The organism is Egibacteraceae bacterium, from assembly GCA_035540635.1.
In the GTDB taxonomy this organism is placed as follows: Bacteria; Actinomycetota; Nitriliruptoria; order Euzebyales; family Egibacteraceae; genus DATLGH01.
This window is the reverse complement of record DATLGH010000033.1, coordinates 53,157-78,264: the sequence shown is the minus strand read 5'-3', so window position 1 is coordinate 78,264 and position 25,108 is coordinate 53,157. Positions and strand designations below refer to the sequence as shown.

Below are 25,108 nucleotides of genomic sequence, written 5' to 3'. Positions count from 1 at the left end.
CATGACCGCCACCGACACGCGTCGCTACACCCCCCGCCTGAAGCAGCGGTACCTCGAGGAGATCCGCCCGCGCCTGCAGTCCGAGCTCGGGCTCGACAACGTCATGCAGGTGCCCCGCCTCGAGAAGATCGTCGTCAACGTCGGCGCCGGCGAGGCGGTCGCGGACCCCAAGGTCATCGACGCGGTCGTCCGGGACCTCACGACGATCACCGGTCAGCGCCCGAAGGTGAACCGGGCCCGCAAGTCGATCGCCGCATTCAAGCTGCGGGCCGGCATGCCGATCGGGGCGAAGGTCACCCTGCGCGGCGACCGGATGTGGGACTTCTTCGACCGGCTGCTGTCCGTGGCGCTCCCGCGCATCCGTGACTTCCGCGGGCTGCCGCCGGACAGCTTCGACGGCCGGGGCAACTACACGTTCGGGGTGACCGAGCAGCTCATCTTCCCGGAGATCGACTACGACGACATCGACCGGGCCCGGGGGATGGACATCACGTTCGTGCTCACCGCGGCGACCGACGAGCAGGGCCGGGCGTTCCTCGACGCCTACGGCTTCCCGTTCGCCGGTCGCACCCCCGCGGCGGGCTGAGGAGGATCGCATGGCCAAGAAGTCGATGATCGCCAAGGCGGCCCGCAAGCCGAAGTTCGCGGTGCGGGGCTACACGCGTTGCAACCGCTGTGGCCGGCCGCGCGCCGTGTACCGGAAGTTCATGCTGTGCCGGGTGTGCCTGCGCGAGCTGGCGCACGCCGGCGAGCTGCCGGGAATCCGCAAGGCGTCCTGGTAACCGAAGAGCAACGCCTGCTGGGAAGTGCCGGGTCGGCCCGGTAACCCCCGAGGAGAGACGCACCCATGACACTGACCGACCCGGTTGCGGACATGCTGACCCGCATCCGCAACGCGAACGTCGCCTACCGCGAGGAGATCGCCATGCCCTCCTCGAAGATGAAGGCGGCCATCGCCGACATCCTCAAGCGCGAGGGCTACATCCGTGACTACCTCGTGGAGCCGACGAAGCCCCAGTCGACGCTGCGGCTCGCGCTGAAGTACACCCGCGACCGCGAGCGCTCGCTGTCGGGCATCCGGCGCGTGTCGAAGCCCGGGCTGCGGGTCTACGCGAAGAAGGACGAGATCCCCCGTGTGCTCGGCGGCCTGGGGATCGCCATCATCTCGACGTCGTCAGGGCTCATGACCGACCGCGAGGCCCGCAGGCAGGGCGTCGGCGGCGAGGTCGTGGCCTATGTCTGGTAGCAGGAGCGCGCCATGAGCCGTATCGGTAAGGAGCCCGTACCGGTGCCCGCCGGGGTGGAGGTAACCCTCGAGGGGTCGACCATCCGCGTCACCGGCCCGAGGGGTACGCTCACCCAGCGCATCGACCCCGCGGTGACCGTCACGGTGGCCGACGACGCCGTCACCGTCACCCGCAGCAGCGACGAACGCGAGCACCGCGCCCTGCACGGCCTGTACCGATCGCTCATCGCGAACATGGTGACCGGCGTCACCGACGGGTACGAGCGCCGGCTCGAGATCGTGGGGGTCGGCTACCGGGCCACGGCGCGGGGCACCGACGGCGTCACGCTGCAGGTCGGCTACAGCCACCCGGTCGAGGTGGACGCACCAGGGGGTATCACCCTGACGGTGCCGAGCCCCAACGCCATCGTCGTCGCCGGCGCCGACAAGCAGCAGGTCGGGCAGGTGGCGGCGAACATCCGCGCCATCCGCCGCCCGGAGCCCTACAAGGGCAAGGGCATCCGCTATGCGGGCGAGCACGTGCGGCGCAAGTCCGGCAAGGCCGCCGGCACCTAGAAGGCCGCTCGCATCACGAGCGGCGCCCAGCAGGAGGCAGCATCGTCATGGACGCGAAGAGCAAGCGCGCAGCACGGGACCGGCGTCACGCCCGGGTGCGCAAGCGCGTGCGGGGAACCGCCGAACGCCCCCGCCTGGCCGTGTACCGGTCGAACAAGCGCATCTACGCACAGGTCATCGACGACCGTGTGGGACGCACTCTCGCGGCCGCGTCGAGCCTTGACGCCGGGGTCGGTGAGCCCGACGGCGAAGGCAAGGTGGGTGTCGCCAAGGCGGTCGGCCGGCTCCTCGCTGAGCGGGCCAGGGACGCCGGCGTCGAGCGCGTCGTGTTCGACCGGGGAGGCAACCGCTACCACGGGCGCATCAGGGCGCTCGCCGAGGGCGCCCGCGAGGGCGGCCTGCAGCTCTAGAACGCACGCGAACACCGAGAAGGATTCGAGGAGCACATGCCTGGACCAGGTGGAGGCACCCCCCGCGGAGGCGGTCGCGGACGTGGCGGAGGCCGCGGCCGCGAGGAGGAGCGCAGCCCGTACGAGGAGAAGGTCGTCGCGATCAACCGCGTCGCGAAGGTCGTCAAGGGCGGCCGGCGCTTCTCCTTCACCGCGCTCGTCGTCGTGGGTGACGCCAACGGCACCGTCGGCGTCGGCTACGGCAAGGCGAAGGAGGTGCCGGCCGCGATCCAGAAGGGCGTCGAGGAGGCGAAGAAGAACTTCTTCACCGTCCCGATGATCCAGAACACCATCGTGCACCCGGTGATCGGTGAGGCCTCAGCCGGCAAGGTCGTCCTCAAGCCGGCCGCTCCGGGCACCGGCGTGATCGCCGGTGGGCCGGTGCGGGCCGTGCTCGAGTGCGCGGGGATCAGGGACGTGCTCGCCAAGTCGCTGGGGACCGCGAACGCGATCAACGTCGTGCACGCCACGGTCGCCGCACTGAAGTCGCTTCGCCGTCCCGACGACGTCGCCCGACTGCGGGAGCTCGAGCTGTCCGAGCTCATCCCGAAGAAGATGTACGACAACCTCAAGGCAGGCGCGTAGCCGATGGCAGCGCAGACGACCGACGGCGCCCGCATCGAGATCACGCAGGTGCGCAGCCTCATCGGCTCCCAGCAGCGCCACCGGCGGACCCTCCGGTCGCTCGGCATCCGGCGCATGCGCCAGACCGTGGTCAAACCCGACCGTCCAGAGATCCGTGGCATGATCGCGAGGGTCGCCCACCTCGTCGAGGTCCGCTACGCCGGCGAGGCCGCGCCGCTGCAGGTCGAGCCCGGACAGCAGCCGAAGGGCGAGGGCAACCCGCCGGCCGGCCCGACCGTGACCGACGCGCAGGCGGCGGAGCTGCGGGACGCGGAGGAGGAGGCGCTCGCCGTGCCCGGCAGGGTGGCGCCGGAGGATCTCGTCCAGAACCCGCCGTCGCTGACCTCCACAGACCCGCCCGACGCACCGAAGGCGCCGCAGGCGACGATGGAGGCCGAGGAGCAGGCGCAGGGACCCGAGCCGCAGCCGCTGCCCTGGGACCCTGACGAGGAGCCGTCATGAAGATCCATCACCTGAAGCCGCCCGCGGGCGCCCACCGCCCCAAGACCCGGAAGGGCCGCGGCATCGCCGCGGGCAAGGGCAAGACCGCCGGGCGCGGCACGAAGGGCACCGGAGCACGCGGGCGGATGCCCGCGGGTTTCGAAGGCGGCCAGATGCCGCTCCAGCGGCGGCTGCCGAAGCTGCCCGGCTTCACGTCGCGCAACCGCGTGGAGTACGCGGCCGTCAACGTCCGCACGCTCGAGGAGACGTTCGCGGCGGGTGACGAGGTGACGCCCGAGACCCTGCGGGGCAAGGGGCTCGTCCGCAAGGGCTCCGCGCCCGTGAAGGTCCTCGGTGAGGGCGAGCTCACGAAGGCGCTCCAGGTGTCCGCCCACGCGTTCTCCGGCTCGGCTCGCGACAAGATCGCCGCCAGCGGTGGCACCATCACCGTCATAGCGGGCCGGCGCCCCGCCGGCGAGTAGGAGGGCCACCATGCTGCGCGCGTTCGCCAACGCCTTCAAGATCCCCGACCTGCGGGGCAAGATCCTGTTCACCCTCGCGATCATCGCCGTCTACCGGCTCGGCTCGTTCGTGCCGATCCCCGGCGTGGACTACGGGGTCCTGCAGGCCGCCACGGAGGCCGCCCGTGAGCAGGGCGGGATCACCGCGCTGCTCAACCTGTTCTCCGGGGGCGCGCTCACGCAGCTGGCGGTGTTCGCGCTCGGGATCATGCCCTACATCACCGCGAGCATCATCATGCAGCTGCTCACCGTGGTGATCCCCAAGATCGAGGAGTGGAAGAAGGAGGGCGAGACCGGGACGAAGAAGATCACCCAGTGGACCCGCTACCTCACGGTCCTCCTGGCGATCATGCAGTCCACCGGGCTGATCGTGCTCATCCGCACGAACCCGGAGCAGCTCTTCGGGGTGCCGGTCCCGAACCTCGTGCCGGACCCGGGCATCGGCGTCACGGCCCTGATGGTGCTGACGCTGACGGCCGGCACGGCCTTCATCATGTGGCTCGGCGAGCTCATCACCCAGCGGGGCATCGGCAACGGCATGTCGCTCATCATCTTCGCGGCGATCGTCGCCGAGCTGCCCTTCCAGGGCAACCAGATCCTCCAGACGGCCGGCACGGTCTTCTTCGTCATCAGCATGCTCGTCGGCCTGCTGCTCATCGTCGGCGTCGTGTTCGTCGAGCAGGGGCAGCGCCGCATCCCCGTCCAGTACGCCAAGCGGCAGGTGGGCCGGCGCACCTACGGGGGCACCTCGACCTACATCCCGCTGAAGGTGAACCAGTCCGGGGTCATCCCCATCATCTTCGCCTCTTCGCTGCTGTACCTGCCGGCGCTGGCCGGTTCGATCGTCAACAACCCCGGCTTCGCGCAGTTCGTCGAGACCTACTTCACGACGGGCCGCCACCCGGTGTTCATCGCCACGTACTTCGCGCTCACCGTCTTCTTCGCGTTCTTCTACACGGCCATCACCTTCAACCCGATCGACGTGGCCGACAACATGAAGAAGTACGGCGGCTTCATCCCGGGCATCCGGCCGGGGCGCCCGACCGCCGAGTACCTCGACTGGGTTCTCACCCGCATCACGACCCCCGGGTCGCTGTACCTCGGGATCCTCGCGGTCATCCCGTTCATCGTCCTGCGGGCCGCGGACGTGCCGTTCCCGTTCGGCGGCGCGGTCCTGCTGATCGTCGTCGGTGTGGGGCTGGAGACCATGAAGCAGCTCGAGAGCCAGCTGCTCCAGCGTCACTACGAAGGCTTCCTCAAGACCTGACCGCTCGACGGGCGAGCAGCTAGGAGTCGACCGTGCGCATCGTCCTCCTCGGCCCCCCGGGGGCCGGCAAGGGAACTCAGGCTGTGCGCATCGCGGCGGAGTACGGGATCCCGCACATCGCAACCGGCGACATCTTCCGCGAGAGCGTGCAGGGGGACACGGATCTCGGGCGGGAGGCGAAGCGCTACATGGACCGTGGCGACCTCGTGCCCGACGACGTCGTGAACCGCATGGTGGGCGAGCGCCTCTCCCACGACGACTGCGCGGACGGCTTCGTGCTCGACGGCTACCCCCGGACGGTTCCCCAGGCCAAGGAGCTCGAAGCCGTGCTCGCCGAGCCGCTCGACGCGGTGCTGCGCTTCGAGGCCCCCGAGGAGGAGCTCTGCGTCCGCCTCGCGAAGCGCGCCGCCGTCCAGGGCCGCACGGACGACACCGAGGCGGTGGTCGCGAACCGCCTCGTCGTGCACCGCACGCAGACCGCGCCGCTCGAGGAGTTCTACCGGCTGCGCGGCCTGCTGCGCGACGTCGACGCGGTCGGTCCGGTGGACGAGGTGACGGAACGGGCGCTGAAGGCGCTGCAGGCGTCGTGAGGGTGCGCGCTGCGGTGAACGATGCTAGGCTCGGAGGTCGGCTTCGCCAGCGGGGCCCCTTCTGTGCTGCCTCGCTGGTCACCGCGGTCCAGGCCCCCCGAGCAGGCCACCGGTCCTCGCCGAGCGGGGCGTCCCCACACACGACAGCGAGGATGACTTTGAAGGTCAAGCCTTCGGTGAAGAGGATCTGCGAGAAGTGCCGCATCATCCGCCGGCACGGTCGGGTGATGGTGATCTGCAGCAACCCGCGGCACAAGCAGCGGCAGGGGTAGGGAGAGGAACGGGACATGGCACGTATCGCCGGGGTCGACCTGCCCCGTGAGAAGCGCGTGGAGATCGGCTTGACCTACATCTTCGGCGTCGGGCGGACACGCGCCCGTGAGGCCGTCGTCGCCGCCGGCGTCGACCCGTCGGTGCGGGTCCGCGACCTGGCCGAGGACGACGTCCGCAAGCTGCGCGACTACATCGACGCGAGCTTCAAGGTCGAGGGCGATCTGCGCCGCGAGATCGCCCAGAACATCAAGCGCAAGGTGGAGATCGGCTCGTACCAGGGCATCCGTCACCGCCGCGGCCTGCCGGTGCGAGGTCAGCGAACGCACACGAACGCCCGCACGCGCAAGGGTCCCAAGCGCACCGTCGGTGGCTTGAAGAAGAAGCTCAAGAAGTAGGGGTCACGACGACATGGCGCAGCAGAAGAAGCAGGCGGGGGCGAAGAACCGGAGCCGCACCCGCAAGAAGGAACGGCGGCAGGTCGCGCACGGCGTCGCGCACATCAAGAGCTCGTTCAACAACACGATCATCACGATCGCCGATCAGCAGGGCAACGTCCTGTCGTGGGCGTCGTCGGGCAACGTCGGCTTCAAGGGCAGCCGCAAGTCGACGCCTTTCGCCGCCCAGCTCGCCGCCGAGCAGGCCGCCAAGCGGGCGGCCGAGTACGGGGTCCGCAAGGTGGACGTCTACGTGAAGGGGCCCGGCTCCGGGCGCGAGACCGCGATCCGCTCCCTGCAGGCCAACGGACTCGAGGTCGCGGCCATCAAGGACGTCACCCCGATCCCGCACAACGGCTGCCGCCCACCGAAGCGCCGCCGCGTCTGAGCGCCGTCACCGCCTCAGCGCACCACCCGAGAGGACATCACCACCACCATGGCTCGGTACACCGGACCTGACTGCAAGCTCTGCCGTCGCGAGCGGCAGAAGCTCTACCTCAAGGGCACCCGTTGCGAGGGGCCGAAGTGCGCCATCGAGAAGCGCCCCTACCCGCCCGGCGAGCACGGGCGCGGACGCATCCGCGAGAGCGAGTACCTGCTCCAGCTGCGCGAGAAGCAGAAGGCCCGCCGCATCTACGGCGTGCTCGAACGGCAGTTCCGCAACTACTACCAGGAGGCCTCGCGCCAGTCGGGACTGACCGGTGAGAACCTCCTGCGCCTGCTCGAGCTGCGGCTCGACAACGTCGTGTACCGCGGCGGGCTCGCCCGCTCGCGCGACGAGGCCCGCCAGCTCGTCCGCCACCGCCACTTCCAGGTGAACGGCCGCACGGTGAACATCCCGTCGTACCGGGTGCGCGTCGGCGACGTCATCACCGTCCGGGAACGGGCGCGCAACATCGTGCCGATCATCGGCGCGCTGGAGATCATCGGCATGCGCACCCTCCCCGGCTGGCTGTCCACCGACCAGAACAAGCTGCAGATCAGCGTCCTCGGGGTGCCCGACCGCAAGCAGATCGACGTACCGGTCCAGGAGCAGCTCATCGTCGAGCTGTACTCGAAGTAGCGGGCGTTGAACGGCGGCGGCATGATGCCGCTCCGGGCCGCTCACCCGCCCGCCCTCCAAGGCCCTCCGCACCACCAGCGACCCGCTTCTCCTGTAGGAGGCGAAACACCAAGTGCTGATCGTTCAGCGTCCCACCATCACCGAAGAGGTCCTTGCCGAGGGCATCCGCTCGGCCTTCAGCATCGAGCCGCTGGAGCCCGGGTTCGGCTACACGCTCGGCAACAGCCTGCGGCGCACACTGCTGTCGTCCATCCCCGGCGCGGCGGTCACGAGCGTGCGCATCGAAGGCGTGCTGCACGAGTTCAGCTCCATCGAGGGGGTGAAGGAGGACGTCACCGACATCATCCTGAACCTCAAGGACCTCGTGCTGCGCAGCGAGAGCGACCAGCCGGTGGAGATCTTCCTCGGCGGCGAGGGTCCCGGCGAGATCACCGCCGACTTCATCACCGCGCCGAGCGACGTGGAGATCCTCAACCGCGACCTGCACATCGCGACGCTGAACCGCAAGGGCCGGGTCGAGATGTACCTCACCGTCGAGCGCGGGCGTGGCTACGTGCCCGCCGAGCGCAACAAGCGGGCGGACCAGCCCATCGGCGTCATCCCGATCGACTCGATCTACTCCCCGGTGCGCCGCGTGACGTACCGGGTGGAGGCCACCCGCGTCGAGCAGATGACGAACTACGACCGGCTCATCCTCGATGTGGAGACGGACGGGTCGGTCACGCCCGGCGAGGCCCTGTCGAGCGCGGGTGCGACGCTGCAGGACCTGCTGGGACTCTTCGCGGAGTTCGAGGAGTCCGGGCCCGGAGGGCTGTCGATCGGTCCGGACGCGGCCTCCTCGCAGCCCAGCTCGCCGGACCTGCTCCTGCCGATCGAGGACATGGACTTCTCGGTGCGCTCGTACAACTGCCTGAAGCGCGAGGGCGTGCAGACGGTCGGCGAGCTCGTGCAGAAGACCGAGCAGGACCTGCTCGACATCCGCAACTTCGGGCAGAAGTCGATCGAGGAAGTGAAGCAGAAGCTCGCAGAGCTCGGCCTGTCCCTCGCCGACTACGGCGGGTACAGCCAGTAGGAGCGCAACGATGCCGCAACCGAAGAAGGCCGCTCGCTTCGGTGGGAGTCCCGCCCACCACAACCTCATCCTCGCAAACCTCACGACGGAGCTCATCCGTCACGGGCGGATACGGACCACCGTGGCCAAGGCCAAGACCGTCCAGCCGGTGGCGGAGCGGATGATCACGTTCGCCAAGCGCGGCGACCTCCACGCGCGCCGCCAGGTGCTGAAGGTGGTCCGGGACCGCGACGTCGTGCACAAGCTGTTCGCCGACGTCGGACCGGCGTTCGCCGACCGCAACGGCGGCTACACCCGGGTGCTGAAGCTCGGCCCTCGGAAGGGCGACGCGGCGCCCATGGCGCTGATCGAACTCGTCGAGGGCGTGAGCGTCCGCGGTGAGGGCGCGCTCGAGGAGGCCCCGCGCCGGCGCTGGAGCCTGCGGCGGCGCCGCGGCGGGACGCTGTCGGCCACGGCGCGCGAGCGCAGCGAGGAAGAAGCCGCAGCCTTCGACCGCGGCGAGGAGCTCGACGAGGACTTCGACGCCGAGGAGGCCTTCGCGGCGGAAGCGGACGAGCGCGAGACCGCCGCCGGGGACGCCGACGACGAGGAGCGCCCGCTCGCCGACCCGGCCGAGGTCGAGGCGCGCCTGGCCGGCGAGGACGCCGGCGGCGACGAGTCCGAGACTCCGCCGGTGCCGGCGGAGGAGCAGGACGCACCGGAGCCGGAGCGGCCCGCTGACGACGGTGAGACCGCCCCGAGGTCCGACGAGCCGGAAGGCGGCGAAGGCAGGCCCTGACGGCGTCGGGTTCGGCCATGGCTGAACCGGTGCGGCTGCGGATCGACCTCGCCTACGACGGCACGGGTTTCCGGGGCTTCGCCCGGCAGGCCGGGCAGCGCACCGTGCAGGGCGTCCTCGAGGACGCGCTCGCCCGCCTGTGCGGCACGGCCGTCACCACCACCGTCGCGGGACGCACCGACGCCGGGGTGCACGCCGTCGCGCAGACGGTGCACTGCGACGTCCCCGCCGGCGCGCGGCCCCTCGAAGACCTCGAACGCGCCCGCGGCGCCCTCGACGCGCTCTGCGGCCCCGCGGTGACGGTGTGGCGGGTGCGCCGGGTACCGGCGACGTTCGACGCACGCTTCTCGGCGACGCAGCGGCGCTACCGCTACCGGATCTGCGACGCGAAGGCGATGAGCCCTTTGTGGCGCCACGACACGTGGCATCTCGGCGCGCCGCGCCTCGACGTCGCGGCCATGCAGGCGGGGGGGCGCCACCTCCTCGGCGAGCACGACTTCAGCTCCTTCTGCCGGCGCGCGGGCGACGAGCACCTCATCCGGCGGATCGACCGGCTCGACATCCGCCGGGCCCGGGCGGACCTCGTGACGCTGAACGTCGCCGGCAAGGCCTTCTGCCACCAGATGGTGCGCTCGGTGACGGGGTGCCTCGTGCCGGTCGGCCAGGGCAGCCGAGCTCCCGACTGGGTCGCCGACGTGGTGGCGGCCGGCGACCGCCAGGCGGTCGGCCGGGTCGCTCCGCCGCACGGGCTCACCCTCGTCGGCGTCTCCTACGCCCGCCCCTCCGGTTGACTGGCCGCCTGCCGGTGCGTACTCTGGCCGCTTGCGGTCGCTGACCGCTTTTCCCGCCCGCCCACCGGCTAGACCGGAAGACGTCATGCGCACGTTCTCACCGCGCCCCTCCGACATCGAGCACCGCTGGTACGTCGTCGATGCCGCCGACATGGTTCTCGGGCGGCTCGCCACCCGCGTCGCCACCGTGCTGCGTGGCAAGCACAAGCCGACGTTCGCGCCGCACGTCGACGTCGGTGACTTCGTCATCGTCGTGAACGCCGCCGACGTGCGCCTCACGGGCAACAAGGGCGAGCAGCGCCTCGCGCACCGCCATTCCGGCTACCCCGGCTCCCTGAAGTCGGTGCCGTTCGCCCGGCTCCTCGCGGAGCGTCCCGAGCGCCTCGTCGAGCGGGCGGTCAAGGGCATGCTCCCCCGCAACAGCGTCGGCCGCGCGCAGATCCGCAAGCTCAAGGTGTACGCCGGGCCGGACCACCCGCACGCCGCGCAGAAGCCGCAGCCGCTCCCCCTGTAGGACCAAGGACCTCCCTCATGCCTCCGAAGATCTTCACCGGCCGCCGCAAGTCCTCGGTCGCCCGTGTGCGCCTCGTGAGCGGCACCGGCCGCTTCCTGCTGAACCAGCGTCCGCTCGAGGACTACTTCCCGACCGAGACGCTCCAGGGCGAGGTACGCAAGCCGTTCGAGGTCACCGAGACCCAGGGGCGCTTCGACGTCATCGCCAACGTCAGCGGCGGCGGGACGTCGGGGCAGGCGGGGGCGTTGCGCCACGGCATCGCCCGGGCCCTCGAGGCGGAGGACCCCGAGTGGCGGGCGCCGTTGAAGAAGGCCGGCTTGCTCACCCGTGACCCCCGCAAGGTGGAGCGCAAGAAGTACGGCCTGAAGAAGGCCCGCAAGGCGCCCCAGTACAGCAAGCGCTGACCGCCCCGACGATCCATGGGCCGGCTTTTCGGCACCGATGGCATCCGGGGGGTCGCGAACACCGAGCTGACCCCGGAGCTCGCCGTCGGCCTCGGCCGCGCCCTCGTGCGCACCCTGCGGGAGGAGGGCGTCGGGCGCCCCCGCGTCGTCATCGGCCGTGATCCCCGCGTCTCGGGGGAGATGCTCGAGGGCGCCCTGCTCGCCGGGGTCTGCTCGGCGGGAGGCGACGTCGTCCCGGTCGGCGTTCTGCCGACGCCGGGTGTGGCCTTCCTCACCGTGCATCTCGGGGCGAGCAGCGGCGCGATGATCTCGGCGAGCCACAACCCGGTCGACGACAACGGGATCAAGTTCTTCGGCGCCGACGGGTTCAAGCTCACCGACGGCAAGGAGGAACGCATCGAGGAGCTCCTCCAGCTGAGCGACGAGGCGCGCCCCACGGGGGCGGCCCTCGGGAGGGTCACCCCGGAACCGCAGGCGGTCGATGCCTACGTCGAGCACCTCGTGGCTACGGGAGGCGACCTCACCGGACTGCGGGTGGTCGTCGACTGCGCCGAGGGGGCGGCGTTCGCGGTCGCCCCGGAGGTGCTGCGCCGGCTCGGCTGCGACGTCACCGCGACCCACGCCGCCCCAACGGGAACGAACATCAACGACGGGTGCGGCTCCACCCACCCGGAGACGGTGGCGAGGGCCGTCCGCGAACATGGGGCCGACGTCGGCCTCGCGCACGACGGCGACGCCGACCGGCTCATCGCCGTCGACCATACCGGGGCGGTCGTGGACGGCGACGCCATCCTCGCGCTCCTCGCCGAGCGCATGCACGCCGCCGGTCGGCTCGACACCGTCGTCACGACGGTGATGACCAACCTCGGCTTCCACCAGGCGATGGACCGCCTCGGGATCAAGGTGCTCTCGACGAAGGTCGGCGACCGCTACGTCCTCGAGGCGATGCGCGCGCACGGTCATCCGCTGGGAGGCGAGCAGTCGGGACATGTCATCCTCACCGACCACGCCACGACCGGCGACGGCATCCTCACCGCCGTCCAGCTGCTCACGGCGGTCGCCGAGACGGGGCGTCCGCTCGCCGATCTCGCGGGGGTGATGAGGCGGCTGCCCCAGGTGCTGCTCAACGTCCGCAACGTCGACCGCGAGCGGCTGGCCGACGCCGCGCGGCTGTGGGAGGCCGTCAGGCAGGAGGAAGCCGCGCTCGACGGCTCGGGCCGCGTGCTCGTGCGCGCGTCGGGCACCGAACAGCTCGTCCGGGTCATGGTCGAGGCTGACTCGCAGGACCGCGCGGAGGCCGTGGCCGAGCGACTCGCCGCCGTGGCCGCCGACGAGCTGCGCATCGTGCCCTCCGGAGCCTGACCGGCGCGCCCACGTTCGCCGGTGGCACGCTGGGGACATGACGACGCAGGCGGAGCGGTTGATGCTCCTCGACGCCCCGTCGCTGTACTTCCGCGCCTTCTTCGGTGTGCCGCGGGACACGACCGCCGCCGACGGCAGGCCGGTGAACGCCCTGAAGGGGTTCATCGAGTCGGTCGCGCACCTCGTCGCGGCGCGGCGCCCGACGCGCCTCGACCGCCTGCATGGACGCCGACTGGCGCCCGGCGTGGCGGGTCGCCGCGGTGCCCTCCTACAAGGCGCACCGCGTCGGGCAGGGCGTGAGCGAGGCGGTGCCCGAGGAGCTCACCACACAGGTCCCCCTCATCGGCGCGGTCCTCGACGCGCTCGGCATCGCCCGTCTCGGCGTCGCCGGCTACGAGGCCGACGACGTGATCGCGACCCTCGCCGCCGCCGCGACGGTCCCCGCCGACGTCGTCACCGGCGACCGCGACCTCTTCCAGGTCGTCGACGACGCGCGCGGCGTCCGCGTGCTCTACATCGCCAGGGGCGTCGCCCGTCACGAGGTCGTCGACGAGGCCGCGGTCACCGCCCGGTTCGGCATCCCCGGGCGGGCGTACGCCGAGTTCGCCCTGCTGCGCGGCGATCCGAGCGACGGGCTCCCCGGAGTGGTCGGGATCGGCGCGCGCAGCGCGGCCCAGCTGATCGCCCGCCATGGTTGCGTGGAGGCGGTCCTCGCCGCCGCGGATGCGGCTTCGGGGATGCCCGAGCCGCTGCGGCGGCGGGTCACCGCGGCACGGAGCTACCTCGCCGCCGCGGCCCCGGTCGTGCGGGTGGTCACCGACGTGCCCGTGCCCCCGCTCGACGACCGGCTTCCGCCGACGCCGCCCGACCCCGCCGCGTTCGTCGCGCTCGCCGACGGCCTGCGTCTCGACCCGTCGTTCAACCGGCTGCTCCGCGCGATGGCCCGGCAGACCGGGTCGTGAGCCGCCCGGTGAGGACCAGAGCCGCCGCGCCCCCGGAGCGCCTCTACCGCGAGAGCGTCGGCGGCAGGCCGAACAGCGGGAAGAGCCGGTCGGTGTCGAGGAAGGCGTTCATCGCGACGATCCGGGCGGCGGACACCTCGACGACCTGCAGGGCCCATGGCCGCAGGTCGCCGCTGCCGCTCGGCTTGTACTGGCCGTAGGCGGGCGAGCCGTTCGCGACGGTCGGCACCAGGCGCGAGCCCCGGCAGCCGATGCCCGGCCCGAGGTACCACTGGCGGATCTCGTCGTGGCCTTGCAGCCACAGGTCGTAGGGCGGCATGGTCTGGACCACGTCGGTGTGGAGCAGGGCGGTCAGCGCGTCGAGGTCGTAGCGCTCGAACGCGTCGACGTAGCGGTCGAGGAGCGCCCGCTGGTCGGGGTCCAGGGGCTGGAAGACGTCGGTGGAGGCCACCGGCTTGGCCCGCAGGGTCGCCCGTGCCCGCTGGAGGGCGCTGTTGACCGACGCGACGCTCGTCTCGAGCAGCTCCGCGACCTCGCTGGCCTGCCAGTGCAGCACCTCACGGAGGATGAGCACCGCACGCTGCCGGGCGGGCAGATGCTGCAACGCGGCGACGAACGCGAGGCGCACGCTCTCCCGGGCCACGGCCACCTCCGCCGGGTCGCCGTCCGGTAGCGCCTGACCGTCGGGGAGGGGTTCGACCCAGGTCGCCTCGGGGCGCTCCACGAGCGTGGCCGACGCGGTGGCGGAGGACGGTCCGAGGTCCATCGGACGGGCGCGGCGCTGCCGCCCCCGCGCCATGTCGACGCAGACGTTCGTCGCGATGCGGTACAGCCACGACCGCAGCGAGGAGCGCCGCTCGAAGCGGTCGAGCGCGCGCCAGGCGCGGACGAGGGTCTCCTGCACCGCATCCTCGGCCTCGAAGGCTGAACCGAGCATGCGGTAGCAGTACCCCGTGAGCTCCCGGCGGTGCGCCTCGAGCTCGGGGACCGCAGCGGCGCGGGGCGGTGCCACGTCGGTCATGCGGTTCAGGATGGCAGGAACGGCCGCGGGCGCAAGTGGACCTGGACACGCCTCCAACGGATGGTGCACCCCTTGTAGGCGGTCGGGGGCGGGTCAGCTCATCGCTGCGCCGGCCTGGAGGTGCACCTTGACGTGTTCGCCGGAGGACGCGGCGGCGAACGCCTCCGCGGCCGCCTCGAGGGGGAACGTGGCGGTGACGAGCTGCTCGACGGGCGCGCCGTCCGTGACGAGGCCGATGGCGGCCCGCACGTCCTCTCCCGTGTACATCGCCGTTCCCTGGAGCCGCACCTCACGGTCCTGGACGACCTCCAGTGGGATCGTCACCGGGCCTTGGGGCACGCCGACGACGACGACGGTTCCGCCCTTGACCGCCAGTCCGATCGCCTGGTCCGTCGACGACTGGTTGGCGACGCAGTCGAAGACGACGTCGGGGCGGTACGGCAGACCCTGGCGGATGTGGGCGACCGCGTCGTCGCGCAGTGGGTCCACGGTCAGGTCCGCGCCGAACGCGCGTGCCCGTTCCCGCTTGACCGGTACGGGATCCGTGACGGCGACGGCGGCGGCGCCGGCGGCACGAGCGGCGAGCAGCGTCACGAGGCCGATGGAGCCGGCGCCGAGCACCGCGACGCTCGCACCGCCGAGGTCGCCGACGAGGCGGGTCGCGTGCGTCGCGGTCGACAGCGGCTCGACCATCGCCGCCGCCGCCCAGCTGAACTGCTCGGGCACCGGATGGAGGCGATGCGCGGGCACGGTGAAGGCGTCGGCCATGGCCCCGGCGGTCTGGCAGCCGACGACCCGCAGCTGCGCGCAGAGGTTGTAGCGACCGCTCGTGCAGTACGTGCACAGTCCGCAGATGAGGTTCGGTTCGACGAGGACGCGATCGCCCTCAGCGAAGACCTCCACACCGTCGCCGACGGCGGCAACGACGCCCGTCGCCTCGTGCCCCGGTGAGACGGGCAGGTCGATGAACGGGTGCCGGCCGTGCAACGCGTGGAGGTCCGACCCGCAGATGCCGACGTGTGCGGTCTCCACGAGCACCTCACCCGGCCCCGGGACCGGACGGGGCGCGGTGCGCACCTCGACGCGCTCGGGGGCGGCGATCCAGACCTGGCGCATCTCGTCCACGTCGCAATCCTTCTCTGGTGGCGACCCGGTCGTCAGGCGCGGGCGGTGAGCTGGACCTTCAGCCCTTCCCCCGCCCGGACGGTCGCGATGCCGGTCTCGTAGTCGTCGAGGGCAAGGCGGTGGGTGATGAGCGGCGCCGGGTCGACCGCGCCGCCGGCGAGCAGGTCGACCGCGCGCCCGAAGCTGTGGAGGACCGCCATCGAGCCGATGATCGAGATCTCGTCGTTGTAGACCGTGAACGGCGAGAAGCGCGCGGTCGCCGCGGCGGGCGCCACGCCGAAGACGAGGAACGTCCCGCCTCGCTGAACCCGCCCCAGCCCGTCCTCGATGGCGGCGGTGGCACCCGTGGCGTCCACGACGAGGTCCCACCGCTCGGCCGAGAGGGCGGCAGCCGAGTCAGCGACCTCGTCGGCGCCGGGGCGGGCGACCGCGAGACGGTCGGGCTTGCGGTCGACGACGTCGACCCGCGCCGCGCCGGCGGAGCGCAGCAGCTGGGCGAGCAGCAGGCCCATCGTGCCCGCGCCGTAGACGAGGACGTCGTCACCGGCCACCGGGCCGAGACGGTCCATGGCGTGCACGGCGCACGAGAGCGGCTCGACGATCGTGCCCCACTCACGGGGCAGGTCGGCCGGCAGCCGGTAGACGTTTGCCACGGGAACCCGCACGTACTCGGCGAAAGCGCCGTCGACGGTGTCGCCGATCGCGCCCCAGTTCGCGCACAGGTTGCCCCTGCCCCTCCGGCACTGGTCGCAGCGGCCGCAGAACAGCGAAGGGTCGACGGCGACGAACGTGCCCTCGACGATGTCCCCGGCGTCGGCGCTGACGGCGACGACCTCGCCGCAGAACTCGTGGCCGGGCACGATCGGGTAGGGCGTCGGGGCGAAGTGCCCGTCGTAGATGTGGAGGTCGGTGCCGCAGATGCCGCAGGCGTCGACCGCGACGACGACCTCACCGGGCGCCGGTGTCGGGTCGGGCACCTCGGTCACCTCGGCGGAACCGGGCTCGTGGAGGACGACGGCGCGCATCAGTGGGCCTTCCCGGGCAGCACGAGGACCTTCTCCCCGCGTCCCTGCCGCATGGTATCGAGCGCCGTCCCGACGTCGTCGAGGGCGAACGTGTGCGTGATGAGCGACTCGGGGTCGAACAGTCCGGAGGTGAGCACGTCCCGCGCCCGACCGAAGCTGTGCAGGATCGCCATCGACCCCACGACGGTGACCTCCTTGGCGTATAGCTCGTAGGGCAGGAACCGGGCGGTCGCATCGGGCGGGGTCACGCCGACGATGACCACGCGCCCGGCGGGGCGCACGACCCGCAGGGCCTGCTCGATGGCGGGCACCGCGCCGCTCGCGTCGACGACGACGTGCCAGCCGTCGGGCGCCGTGAGGCCGTCGACCGCGGGTGCGGTCGCGGTCGCACCGAGCCGCTCGGCCACCTGCAGCCGGCCCTCCTGTGGGTCGACGACGCTGACGCTGCGAGCCCCCGCGTGCCGGAAGAGCGCGGCGAGGAGGCATCCCATCGGGCCGGCGCCGAACACGAGGGTGTCGCGGCCGATCACCGCTCCGGCGCGGTCGAGGGCGTGCAGGGCGCAGGCGAGCGGCTCGACGAGCGCGCCGTGGGTCGTGGGCAGGTCCTCGGGCAGCGGTTCGCACCACGACGCCGGTACCGCGACGTACTCCGCGAGGCCCCCGGGGCGGGTGATCCCCATGCCGCCCCAGTTCGCGCAGAGGTTCGGCCAACCCGCGCGGCACTGCGGGCAACCGCCGCAGAACACCGATGGGTCGACGGCGACCTGCTGGCCCTCGTTGACGAGGGTGGCGCCTCGGCCGGTTGCGACCACCTTGCCGGCGACCTCGTGGCCGGGCACGAGCGGGTAGACCGCGGGAGGCAGGGACCCCGCGAGCAGGTGGAGATCCGTGCCGCAGATGCCGGCGGCGCCGACGGCCACGACGACCTCGCCGGGTGCGGGGGCGGGGTCGTCGACCGTCGCCAACGCAGCCGAGCCGGGCTCGGGCAGGACGAGCGCTCTCACCGGGCGCCGGACCTCACTTCACGGCACCGAAGGACAGGCCACGCACGAGCTGCTTCTGCGCGATCCATCCTGCGAGCAGCACGGGCAGGCTGGCCATGGTGGCGGCCGCCGACATCCGGGCCCAGAACAGCCCCTCCGCGGTGATGAAGCCGACGAGGTACACCGGCACGGTCGGCGCGGTGCTCGACGTGAGGTTGACGGCGAAGAAGAACTCGTTCCAGGAGAAGATGACGCAGATCAGGGCGGTCGCCGCGACCCCCGGCGCAATGATCGGGAGCACGACGCGCCGCAGGATCTGGCCGAGCGAGGCCCCGTCCACGCGGGCGGCCTCGAGCACTTCCCGCGGGATCTCCAGCAGGAACGAGCGGAGCATCCACACCGCGATGGGCAGGTTGAGCGCGGTGTAGATCAACGTCAGCGTCGTGATGTTGTCGAGGACGCCGAGGTCGCGGGCGATGACGTAGATGGGCACGATCGCGCCCACGAGCGGCAGCATCCGCGTGGAGATGAAGAAGAAGAGCGCGTCACGCCACCGGGGTATGGGCTTGATCGCGAGCACGTAGGAGGCGGGCAGCCCGAACGCGAGGACGAGCAGGGTCGACATGCCGGTCGCGAACGCAGAGTTCATGAGGTACGGCGCAAAGTTGCGGTCGAACACCGCCCGGAACTGCTGAAGCGTCGGCTCGAAGACGAGCTGCGGGGTCCTCGTGAAGGCGTCGACCTCGTGCTTGAAGCCCGTCAGGATCATCCATGCCGCGGGGAACACGAACGCGAGGGTGAGTATCCACGTGAGGGTCGTCAGGCCGGCGCCGCCCCAGCGCGACGCCCCGACAGGCCGGTCGATGGTCGTCATCGATAGTCCGCAAGCTTGAAGACGTTGCTCATGACCCGCAGCGCGAAGGTGGCGATGACGATCGTTGCGATCACGACGACGATCGCCGAGGCCGCCGCCTGCCCGATGTCGAGCGCCCGGAACGCCTGGAGGTAGATGAAGTACGGCAGGTTCGTCGTCGCCGTCCCCGGTCCGCCCTGCGTGATGATGAAGATCGGGTCGAAGGTCTGGACGATGAAGATCGAGCCGAGGAGGATGCCCAGCTCGGCGTAGGGCCGCAGGTGCGACCAGGTGAGGTAGCGGAAGACCGCCAGCGGCCCCGCGCCGTCGACGCGCGCGGCTTCCATCGTCTCCTCGTCCTGGCTCTGCAGGCCGGCGAGGAGGATGAGCATCATGAACGGCGTCCACTGCCAGGCCACCGTCGCGATGATCGCCGCCATGGGGTACTGCGCCACCCAGTCCACGGTTCCGAAGAACGGCCGCATGAGGAAGGTCCACAACCCGAACACCGGGTGCAGGACCATGTTCTTCCACATCAGCGCCGTCGCCACGGGCATCACGAGGAACGGCGTGATGAGCAGCGTGCGCGCCACCGCCCGCCCACGGAACGCGCGGTTGAGCAGGAGCGCGAGGACGAGCCCCAGCACGAGGGCGACGAGAACCGCCCCCGCGGTCAGCACGACGGTGTTGAGGGCGCCGGTGCGGAAGGTGGGGCTCCCGAGCACGAAGCGGTAGTTCTCGAGCCCCGCGAAGCCGCGCTGACCCGGCCGGTAGAGGTTCCAGTGCTGGAAGCTGTAGAAGAGCGTGAAGAGGAACGGGATCTGCGTGAGGATGATGATGTAGACGAGACCGGGCAGCAGGGGCAGGCGGCGCGCCCAGCGCTGCCGCCCGCTGGCGGGGGGGTCCTGCCGGGGTGCGCCCTGCGCCTGCGTGTCGGTCCGGACCGGCGTGTCGACGGTGGCCACGGGCGTCTCCTGCTGCCGCGCGGGAGGGCCGCTAGCGGTAGCCGCCCTGCTCGGCCACATCCTCGGCCATCCGCTGGCCCTTCTCCAGGGCCTCCTGCACGCTCTGGCGACCGGCGATGGCCGCGGCGATCTCCTGGCTCACCCGGGTCCCGAGGTCCTGGAACTCCGGGATGCTGACGTACTGCACGCCCACGTAGGGCCGCTCCTGGGTGCCGGGGTCCTCGACGTCGGCCTCGCTGATCGCCGCCAGGGTGACGTCGGCGAACGCCGCCGCGGCCTCCTGGTACTCGGGGATCTCGTAGGTCGACTCCCTGCTGCCGGGCGGGACGCGCTCCCATCCGAGCTCCTCACCGACGAGCTGGATGTACTCCTTGGACGTCGCCCAGCGCATGAACTCCCAGGCGGCTTCCTTCTTCTGTGAGGTCTCGGGCATCGCGAGCGCCCAGGCCCACAGCCACCCGGCCGCCTCGGTCTCCCTCACCGGGGCGAAGACGTAGCCGGTCTTCCCCACGACCGTGCTCGCTTCGGGGTTCTCCACCGACCCCGCCGCCGACGTCGCGTCGTACCACATCGCCGCGTTGCCCTGGCCGTAGGTGGTGAGGCACTCGGTGAACCCGGAGTTGGCCGCTCCCGGCTGACCCGCCTCGCGGATGAGGTTGACGTAGAACTCGACCGCCTCGACGAACGGCTCCTCGGTCAGCTGGGCGTTCCACTCCATGTCGTACCAGCGGCCCCCGAACGTGTTCACGACCGTGTTGAGCGGCGCGAAGACCTCACCCCAGCCCGGCAGGCCGCGGAGGCAGATGCCGTACACGTCGTTGGCCGGGTCGTGGAGCTGGCGGGCGAACTCGGCGACCTGGTCCCAAGTCGGGCGCTCGGGCATCTCCAGGCCGGCCTGGTCGAACAGGTCCGTGCGGTACATGAGGAACGACGACTCACCGTAGAAGGGCACGGCGTACAGCTCGCCCTCGTAGGACAGCGCGTCGCGGATCGGTTCGATGATGTCCTCGACGTCGTACTCGTCGTCGTCGGCGGTGTTCTCCGCGAGGTTGGTGAGCCAGCCGTTCTCGGCCCAGATCGGCGTCTCGTACGTGCCGATCGTCATGACGTCGAACTGGCCCCCGCGGGTGGCGACGTCCTGGGTGACCCGGTCGCGCAGCTGGTTCTCGGGCAGGACGACCCACTCGACGCGCACGTTGGGGTGCGTGTCGTGGAAGTGGTCGGTGAGCTCCTGCATGTCCTGCATCTGCGGGTTGTTGACCGCAGCGATGGTGATGGTGGTCACGCCGGCCTCGCCCTCGGCGGCGTCCCCTCCCGGGTCGGCGCCTCCCCCCGTGCCCGCTCCCGTGCACGCGCTGGCCACGAGGCCGAGTGCGAGGAGGATCGCCCAAACGCGTGCCTTTGCCACCATCGGTGCTCCTTGTCCTCAGCTCCGGCGGCTCCCTGGCGGGGCCACGATGACCGTACCGACGCCTGCACAAACGTGCTACACCTTTTTTCATGACCGTCGGCGTTCGCGAGGGAGGGAGGACGGTGGGCGACCCCGACGTGGACGGCGCACTGGGCGCGATGTACCTGGCCGCCTGCCTCTACTACCTGGAGGACAGGTCCCAGCGGGAGATAGCCGAGCGTCTGCAGGTCAGCAGGTCCACGGTGAGCCGCCTGCTCACCGAGGCGCGCCGCACCGGCCTCGTCGAGATCACCGTCCGCCCGCTGCGCGTCCCGGGCGAGCTCGCCGGCGAGGTCGCCGACGCGCTCGGCGTGCGTGAGGTCCTGCTCGCGCCGTCGGAGCGGGAAACCTTGGCGGTGGCGGGCCTAGCCGGCTCGGCTCTCGCCCGCGCGGGGCTCGCGCCCGGGTCCGTCCTGCTCGCCTCGTGGGGCAGGACGATGTGGCAGGTCGCGCAGCAGCGCCTGCCGGCGACCCCCGGTGTGGTCGTCGTCCCTGCGGTCGGCGGCTCCAACCAGCCTCAGGAGTACTTCCAGAGCAACGAGATCGCCCGCCGCATCGCCGTGACGATGCAGGGAACGCACCGCTCCCTGCACGCGCCGTACAACCCCGGTCCGACGCTGTGGGCGGCGCTCATGGAGGACCGTGAGACGGCGGAGACCCTCGCCCTGTGGGACCGGACGTCCCTCGCGCTGTTCGGCATCGGCGCGCCGCCCCGTGAGCTCGGCGACTACGGCCCTGCGCCGGTGCCCCGCCACGAGCAGCTGCTCGAGCGCGCGGTGGGCGACGTCGCGACGCGCTACTTCGACGCCGACGGCTGCCCCGTCCACTTCCCCGGGGACGACCAGTTCCTCGCCGTCAGCCACGACCAGCTCGCGCGGGTGCCCACGAAGATCGCGGCTGCCGCCGGCACCGCGAAGGTCCCGTCCATCCGCGGTGCGGCGCGCGCGGGGTTCGTCGACGTGCTGCTCACCGACGTGGGCACCGCCAGGCAGCTCGTCGGCCGGTGAGCCCCGTGAGCCGGCTGCTCGTCGTGGGGGAGCTCCTCGCCGAGATCATGCGGCCGGAGCGCGCCCCGCTCGGCGCCCTTGGACGCTTCCTCGGTCCCTACCCGAGCGGCGCGCCGGCCATCGTCGCGTCGGTGGCCGCGCGGCTCGGTGCGGCGGTGCAGCTCGTCGGCGGTGTCGGTGACGACGCCTTCGGCAGGGCGATCCTCGCCCGACTGCGCCGCGACGGCGTCGACGTGGCCGGTGTGCGCATCGACCCTTGCTCCCCGACCGGTTGCGCCTTCGTCGCCTACGACAAGACCGGCGGGCGGGACTTCATCTTCCACATCGCCGGCACGGCAGCCGACGGCGTACCGTCCGAGCACGTGCGGGCAGCAGCGGCGACGGCGGGGTGGCTGCACGTGTCCGGGTCGACCCTGACTCTCGCACCCGGTCTGCGGGAGGCGGCGCTGATCGCGGTCGACGCCGTCACGCGCGCGGGGGGCCGGGTGAGCCTCGACCCGAACGTGCGCCCGGAAGCCGGCGACGGTGCGCTCCGCGACGTGCGGCGCGTCGCCCGCGCCGCCGCACTGCTCACGCCGAGCAGCGGGGAGCTCGCGGCGCTCGAGCTCACCGCGGAGGAGCTCGCGGCCAACGGCGCGGTCGTGTGCGAGACCCGCGGAGCACAGGGCGTCGTCGTGCACACACGCGACGGCTGCACGCCGCTGGCCCCTCCCAGGCGGACGGAGGTCGATCCGACGGGTGCCGGGGACCACTTCGTCGGCACCTACCTGGCGGCCACCATGGCCGGCGCCCCGCCGCTGCGCGCGGCCGAGCTCGGCTGCCTCGTCGCCGCCGACTCCGTCACCGTCCAGGGCCCGATGGAGGCGCCGGTCGGTGCCCCGCCGGGGTGGCCGAGGTGAGCGGCATGGTCGTCGTGTGCCCCAACACGGCGGTCGACCGGACGGTGCACGTGGAGACGCTGCGTGTGGGCGCCGTCGAGCGCGCGTACCGCGCGGAGGTCCGCGCCGGCGGCAAGGGGCTCAACGTCGCCCGCACGCTCGCGCGCCTCGGCGTACAAGCGCCGGTCGTGGGCTTCGTCGCCGGCCACACCGGCGTCGCGCTGCGCGGGCTCGCGGCCGACGCCGGCATCGAACTGCATGCCGTCCTCGTGGACGGTGAGACGCGGTCGTGCGTCACCGTCCTCGCCGGTGACGGCGCGGCGACCGTGCTGAACGAGCCCGGCCCCACCGTGGCGTCGGGTGACTGGGCGCGCCTGGAGGCGGCGGTCGAGCGGCTGCTCGCCCCGGGCGTGATCCTCGTCGTCTCCGGAAGCCTGCCCGCGGGAAGCCCGCCCGACGGTGCAGCGCGCCTCGTGCGGGGGGGCCACGCCCACGGGGCGACGGTCGTGGTCGACACGTCGGCGACGGCGCTCGGCGAAGCGCTCGCCGAGCGCCCCGACCTCGTCGCGCCGAACATCGAAGAGGCCCGGGCGCTGCTCGGCGGCGCCGCGGTCGAGCACGTCGCCGTCGAGGACGAGGCCGCGCTGCCCGACGCCGTGGCGGCTGCCCGGTCGCTGTGCGGCCGCGGTCCCGCAGCGGCGCTCGTCACCGTCGGCCGCCATGGTGCGGTGCTCCACGCCCGTGGGGCATCGGTGCACGTGCGCGCGCCGAAGGTGACGCCGGTCAACCCCGTCGGCGCCGGCGACGCGCTCGTCGCGGGCCTCGTCGCCGGTCTCGCCTCGTCGTCGGATCTCGTCGACGCGGTGCGGGCGGGGGTCGCGACCGCCACCGCGTCGGTGGAGGCGGCCACCGCCGGTGACGTCGACCCGGACCGTGCTCGGGCGCTCGGCGCTCAGGTGGAGGCCGTCCCCGTTGTGTAGCCCTCGGCCGGCGAGCCGGGCGGCGCGTGGTTGTAGGCCTCCAGCCCGGCGCGCACCGACCGGATGCGCGCCCACGTCGCCTCGTCGCGCGGCGGCGCCTCGACGGTCCGGCCACAGCGGGTCCCCCACCGGCGCGCGATCTCGTCGGGGCGCTCGCCCGTGAGGAGACCGGCCGCCTGCGCGGCCGCGCCGAGGGCGACGAGCTCCTCGGCGTCGGGCACGTGCAGCGTCCGCCCCGACAGCCGCGCGGTGACGTCCTGCCATACCCGCCCCCGGCTGCCGCCGCCGACGAGCAGGAGCGGTGCGTCGGCGACGCTCGGCGAGGACAGCGCTTCGACGCGCCCGAGCGCGTCGAGCAGCGAGGAGACAGCGCCCTCGTAGGCGGCGAGCAGGATGTGGCCGGGCGTGCTCGTGTGGCGCAACCCGGTGATCGTGCCGGGAGCGTGGGGCAGGTCGGGGGTGCGCTCCCCGTCGAGGTAGGGCAGGACGACCACGGCGCCTCCCGGCTCGACCGCCTCACGGTCGAGGCCGAGCCAGGCGGCCACGCGGTCGACCGCGAGCGTGCAGTTCAGCGTGCAGGCCAGCGGCAGGTAGCGGTCGGTGGCGTCGGCGAAGCCCGCCACCACCCCCGTCGGGTCAGCCGTCGGCGCCGTCGACACGACGTAGGCGGTCCCCGACGTGCCGAAGCTCATGACGGGCTCGCCGGGGCGCAGCCCGAGGCCCAGGGCGGCGGCCATGTTGTCGCCCGTGCCCACACCCACGAGCGCGCCGGCCGGCAGCCCGGTCGCGCCGGCGGCTTGGGCGGTGACCTCCCCTGCGGGACGCTGCCAGGCGGCCACTCCGGGCAGCGGCGCCGGGTCGAGCCGGACGAGCGGCAGGTCGAGGATCTCGGTGACGTAGGCTCCGGTGAGCGGCGACCACCAGCCGGTTCCCGACGCGTCGCCACGGTCGGTGACGGCCCGACCGGTCAGCTGCTCGGTGAGGAAGTCGTGGGGCAGGCGCACGGCGCGCGTCGCGTCGGCCACCGCGGGTTCGTAGCGGCGCAGCCACGCCCAGGAGCTGACGGTGAACGCGGCGACGGGGACGCTGCCGACCGCCTGGGCCCACGCCTCGCCCCCGCCGAGCGCGTCGACGAGGTCGCGCGCCTCCGCAGCGGCCCGGGTGTCGTTCCAGAGGATCGCCGGGCGCAGCGGCGTGCCGGTGGCGTCGGCGACGACGAGCCCGTGCTGCTGGCCGCCGATGGCAAGCGCGGCGACGTCGGCTCCGTGGCCCGCCATGGCGAGGGCCTCACCGAGCGCGGCCCACCACCGCGTCGGGTCGCTCTCGCGGACGCCGTGCACGCCGGTGACCTCGTGCGCTGCGCGCCCGGTGGCCACGAGTCCGCCGTCGTCGACGTCGACGAGGACGACCTTGGTCGCCTGCGTCGACGAGTCGACCCCCGCGACGAGCCGGCGCGGCACGGGCACCTCCCTGCA

Annotated in this window: 30 protein-coding genes and 2 pseudogenes; 24 read left to right on the top strand and 8 right to left on the bottom strand. The window is 72.3% G+C overall.

The features are described from left to right. The first annotated feature begins 1 nt into the window (after window position 1). The 21 genes and pseudogenes from rplE to VM324_05945 all read left to right on the top strand — a co-directional run bounded on the left by rplE (window position 2) and on the right by VM324_05945 (window position 13,346). Complete coding sequence (gene rplE / locus VM324_06045) at window positions 2-586, top strand: 50S ribosomal protein L5 (protein ID HVL98832.1); 585 nt, start codon at window positions 2-4, stop codon at window positions 584-586. Between the two features lie 10 nt (window positions 587-596). Then, window positions 597-782, top strand: coding sequence for a type Z 30S ribosomal protein S14 (locus VM324_06040; GenBank protein HVL98831.1), 186 nt, complete (start codon window positions 597-599; stop codon window positions 780-782). Between the two features lie 65 nt (window positions 783-847). Beyond that, on the top strand, window positions 848-1,246 hold the full coding sequence (gene rpsH / locus VM324_06035; GenBank protein ID HVL98830.1) for a 30S ribosomal protein S8: 399 nt from the start codon (window positions 848-850) through the stop codon (window positions 1,244-1,246). 12 nt (window positions 1,247-1,258) lie between these two features. After that, a complete protein-coding gene (gene rplF / locus VM324_06030) occupies window positions 1,259-1,801 on the top strand; it encodes a 50S ribosomal protein L6 (protein ID HVL98829.1) in 543 nt (180 codons plus the stop codon). A gap of 47 nt (window positions 1,802-1,848) precedes the next feature. Continuing rightward, a complete protein-coding gene (gene rplR, locus VM324_06025; GenBank protein HVL98828.1) occupies window positions 1,849-2,211 on the top strand; it encodes a 50S ribosomal protein L18 in 363 nt (120 codons plus the stop codon). Between the two features lie 36 nt (window positions 2,212-2,247). Next, entirely contained in the window at window positions 2,248-2,835 is a 588-nt protein-coding gene (gene rpsE, locus VM324_06020) for a 30S ribosomal protein S5 (protein HVL98827.1), read from the top strand. Window positions 2,836-2,838: 3 nt separating this feature from the next. Further along, a pseudogene (gene rpmD, locus VM324_06015) lies at window positions 2,839-3,027 on the top strand (50S ribosomal protein L30). A 305-nt stretch (window positions 3,028-3,332) separates the two neighbouring features. Next, window positions 3,333-3,797, top strand: a complete 465-nt coding sequence (rplO, locus tag VM324_06010) for a 50S ribosomal protein L15 (GenBank protein ID HVL98826.1) — start codon at window positions 3,333-3,335, stop codon at window positions 3,795-3,797. A 10-nt stretch (window positions 3,798-3,807) separates the two neighbouring features. Next, the gene (gene secY / locus VM324_06005) at window positions 3,808-5,103 is read left to right on the top strand and encodes a preprotein translocase subunit SecY (GenBank protein ID HVL98825.1); all 1,296 of its coding nucleotides are present in this window, start codon (window positions 3,808-3,810) and stop codon (window positions 5,101-5,103) included. Between the two features lie 32 nt (window positions 5,104-5,135). Next, window positions 5,136-5,693, top strand: a complete 558-nt coding sequence (locus tag VM324_06000) for an adenylate kinase (GenBank protein ID HVL98824.1) — start codon at window positions 5,136-5,138, stop codon at window positions 5,691-5,693. Between the two features lie 158 nt (window positions 5,694-5,851). After that, window positions 5,852-5,965 carry a 50S ribosomal protein L36 gene (rpmJ, locus tag VM324_05995; GenBank protein ID HVL98823.1) on the top strand — a complete coding sequence of 38 codons (114 nt, stop codon included), beginning with the start codon at window positions 5,852-5,854 and terminating at the stop codon, window positions 5,963-5,965. Window positions 5,966-5,980: 15 nt separating this feature from the next. Beyond that, a complete protein-coding gene (rpsM, locus tag VM324_05990) occupies window positions 5,981-6,361 on the top strand; it encodes a 30S ribosomal protein S13 (protein ID HVL98822.1) in 381 nt (126 codons plus the stop codon). 13 nt (window positions 6,362-6,374) lie between these two features. Next, a complete protein-coding gene (rpsK, locus tag VM324_05985; protein ID HVL98821.1) occupies window positions 6,375-6,788 on the top strand; it encodes a 30S ribosomal protein S11 in 414 nt (137 codons plus the stop codon). Window positions 6,789-6,836: 48 nt separating this feature from the next. Beyond that, complete coding sequence (rpsD, locus tag VM324_05980; protein ID HVL98820.1) at window positions 6,837-7,463, top strand: 30S ribosomal protein S4; 627 nt, start codon at window positions 6,837-6,839, stop codon at window positions 7,461-7,463. A 112-nt stretch (window positions 7,464-7,575) separates the two neighbouring features. Beyond that, entirely contained in the window at window positions 7,576-8,535 is a 960-nt protein-coding gene (locus VM324_05975; protein HVL98819.1) for a DNA-directed RNA polymerase subunit alpha, read from the top strand. A 10-nt stretch (window positions 8,536-8,545) separates the two neighbouring features. Next, window positions 8,546-8,896, top strand: a pseudogene (gene rplQ, locus VM324_05970) (50S ribosomal protein L17). A 434-nt stretch (window positions 8,897-9,330) separates the two neighbouring features. After that, a complete protein-coding gene (truA, locus tag VM324_05965; protein HVL98818.1) occupies window positions 9,331-10,104 on the top strand; it encodes a tRNA pseudouridine(38-40) synthase TruA in 774 nt (257 codons plus the stop codon). 85 nt (window positions 10,105-10,189) lie between these two features. Then, complete coding sequence (gene rplM / locus VM324_05960; GenBank protein ID HVL98817.1) at window positions 10,190-10,618, top strand: 50S ribosomal protein L13; 429 nt, start codon at window positions 10,190-10,192, stop codon at window positions 10,616-10,618. 17 nt (window positions 10,619-10,635) lie between these two features. Beyond that, window positions 10,636-11,022 carry a 30S ribosomal protein S9 gene (rpsI, locus tag VM324_05955; GenBank protein ID HVL98816.1) on the top strand — a complete coding sequence of 129 codons (387 nt, stop codon included), beginning with the start codon at window positions 10,636-10,638 and terminating at the stop codon, window positions 11,020-11,022. A gap of 15 nt (window positions 11,023-11,037) precedes the next feature. Then, on the top strand, window positions 11,038-12,384 hold the full coding sequence (gene glmM / locus VM324_05950; GenBank protein HVL98815.1) for a phosphoglucosamine mutase: 1,347 nt from the start codon (window positions 11,038-11,040) through the stop codon (window positions 12,382-12,384). Window positions 12,385-12,605: 221 nt separating this feature from the next. Beyond that, entirely contained in the window at window positions 12,606-13,346 is a 741-nt protein-coding gene (locus VM324_05945; protein ID HVL98814.1) for a 5'-3' exonuclease H3TH domain-containing protein, read from the top strand. Between the two features lie 43 nt (window positions 13,347-13,389). On the opposite strand, the gene VM324_05940 is transcribed toward VM324_05945, so the two are convergent. From VM324_05940 to VM324_05910, 7 genes are all read right to left on the bottom strand, one after another. After that, a complete protein-coding gene (locus tag VM324_05940; GenBank protein HVL98813.1) occupies window positions 13,390-14,367 on the bottom strand; it encodes a sigma-70 family RNA polymerase sigma factor in 978 nt (325 codons plus the stop codon). A 93-nt stretch (window positions 14,368-14,460) separates the two neighbouring features. After that, a complete protein-coding gene (locus VM324_05935; GenBank protein HVL98812.1) occupies window positions 14,461-15,483 on the bottom strand; it encodes an alcohol dehydrogenase catalytic domain-containing protein in 1,023 nt (340 codons plus the stop codon). 41 nt (window positions 15,484-15,524) lie between these two features. Continuing rightward, on the bottom strand, window positions 15,525-16,517 hold the full coding sequence (locus VM324_05930) for a zinc-dependent alcohol dehydrogenase family protein (GenBank protein ID HVL98811.1): 993 nt from the start codon (window positions 16,515-16,517) through the stop codon (window positions 15,525-15,527). Further along, window positions 16,517-17,521, bottom strand: a complete 1,005-nt coding sequence (locus VM324_05925; GenBank protein ID HVL98810.1) for a zinc-dependent alcohol dehydrogenase family protein — start codon at window positions 17,519-17,521, stop codon at window positions 16,517-16,519. The genes VM324_05930 and VM324_05925 overlap by 1 nt, the downstream gene beginning before the upstream one ends. Window positions 17,522-17,534: 13 nt before the next feature. Next, window positions 17,535-18,374, bottom strand: a complete 840-nt coding sequence (locus VM324_05920; protein HVL98809.1) for a carbohydrate ABC transporter permease — start codon at window positions 18,372-18,374, stop codon at window positions 17,535-17,537. Next, window positions 18,371-19,318 (bottom strand): sugar ABC transporter permease, encoded by a 948-nt coding sequence (locus VM324_05915; protein ID HVL98808.1) that lies wholly within the window; start codon window positions 19,316-19,318, stop codon window positions 18,371-18,373. The genes VM324_05920 and VM324_05915 overlap by 4 nt, the downstream gene beginning before the upstream one ends. Before the next feature lie 31 nt (window positions 19,319-19,349). Further along, window positions 19,350-20,729, bottom strand: coding sequence for a sugar ABC transporter substrate-binding protein (locus VM324_05910; GenBank protein ID HVL98807.1), 1,380 nt, complete (start codon window positions 20,727-20,729; stop codon window positions 19,350-19,352). Between the two features lie 122 nt (window positions 20,730-20,851). Here VM324_05910 and VM324_05905 point away from each other — a divergent pair, with 122 nt between their 5' ends. Genes VM324_05905 through VM324_05895 form a run of 3 tightly spaced genes read left to right on the top strand, consistent with a single transcriptional unit; the run spans window position 20,852 to window position 23,633 of the window. Further along, on the top strand, window positions 20,852-21,775 hold the full coding sequence (locus tag VM324_05905) for a sugar-binding domain-containing protein (GenBank protein HVL98806.1): 924 nt from the start codon (window positions 20,852-20,854) through the stop codon (window positions 21,773-21,775). Beyond that, window positions 21,772-22,674 (top strand): sugar kinase, encoded by a 903-nt coding sequence (locus tag VM324_05900; GenBank protein ID HVL98805.1) that lies wholly within the window; start codon window positions 21,772-21,774, stop codon window positions 22,672-22,674. The genes VM324_05905 and VM324_05900 overlap by 4 nt, the downstream gene beginning before the upstream one ends. Before the next feature lie 5 nt (window positions 22,675-22,679). Continuing rightward, window positions 22,680-23,633, top strand: coding sequence for a 1-phosphofructokinase family hexose kinase (locus VM324_05895; protein ID HVL98804.1), 954 nt, complete (start codon window positions 22,680-22,682; stop codon window positions 23,631-23,633). On the opposite strand, the gene xylB is transcribed toward VM324_05895, so the two are convergent. Then, entirely contained in the window at window positions 23,606-25,099 is a 1,494-nt protein-coding gene (gene xylB, locus VM324_05890) for a xylulokinase (GenBank protein ID HVL98803.1), read from the bottom strand. The genes VM324_05895 and xylB overlap by 28 nt on opposite strands. Window positions 25,100-25,108 lie beyond the last annotated feature (9 nt).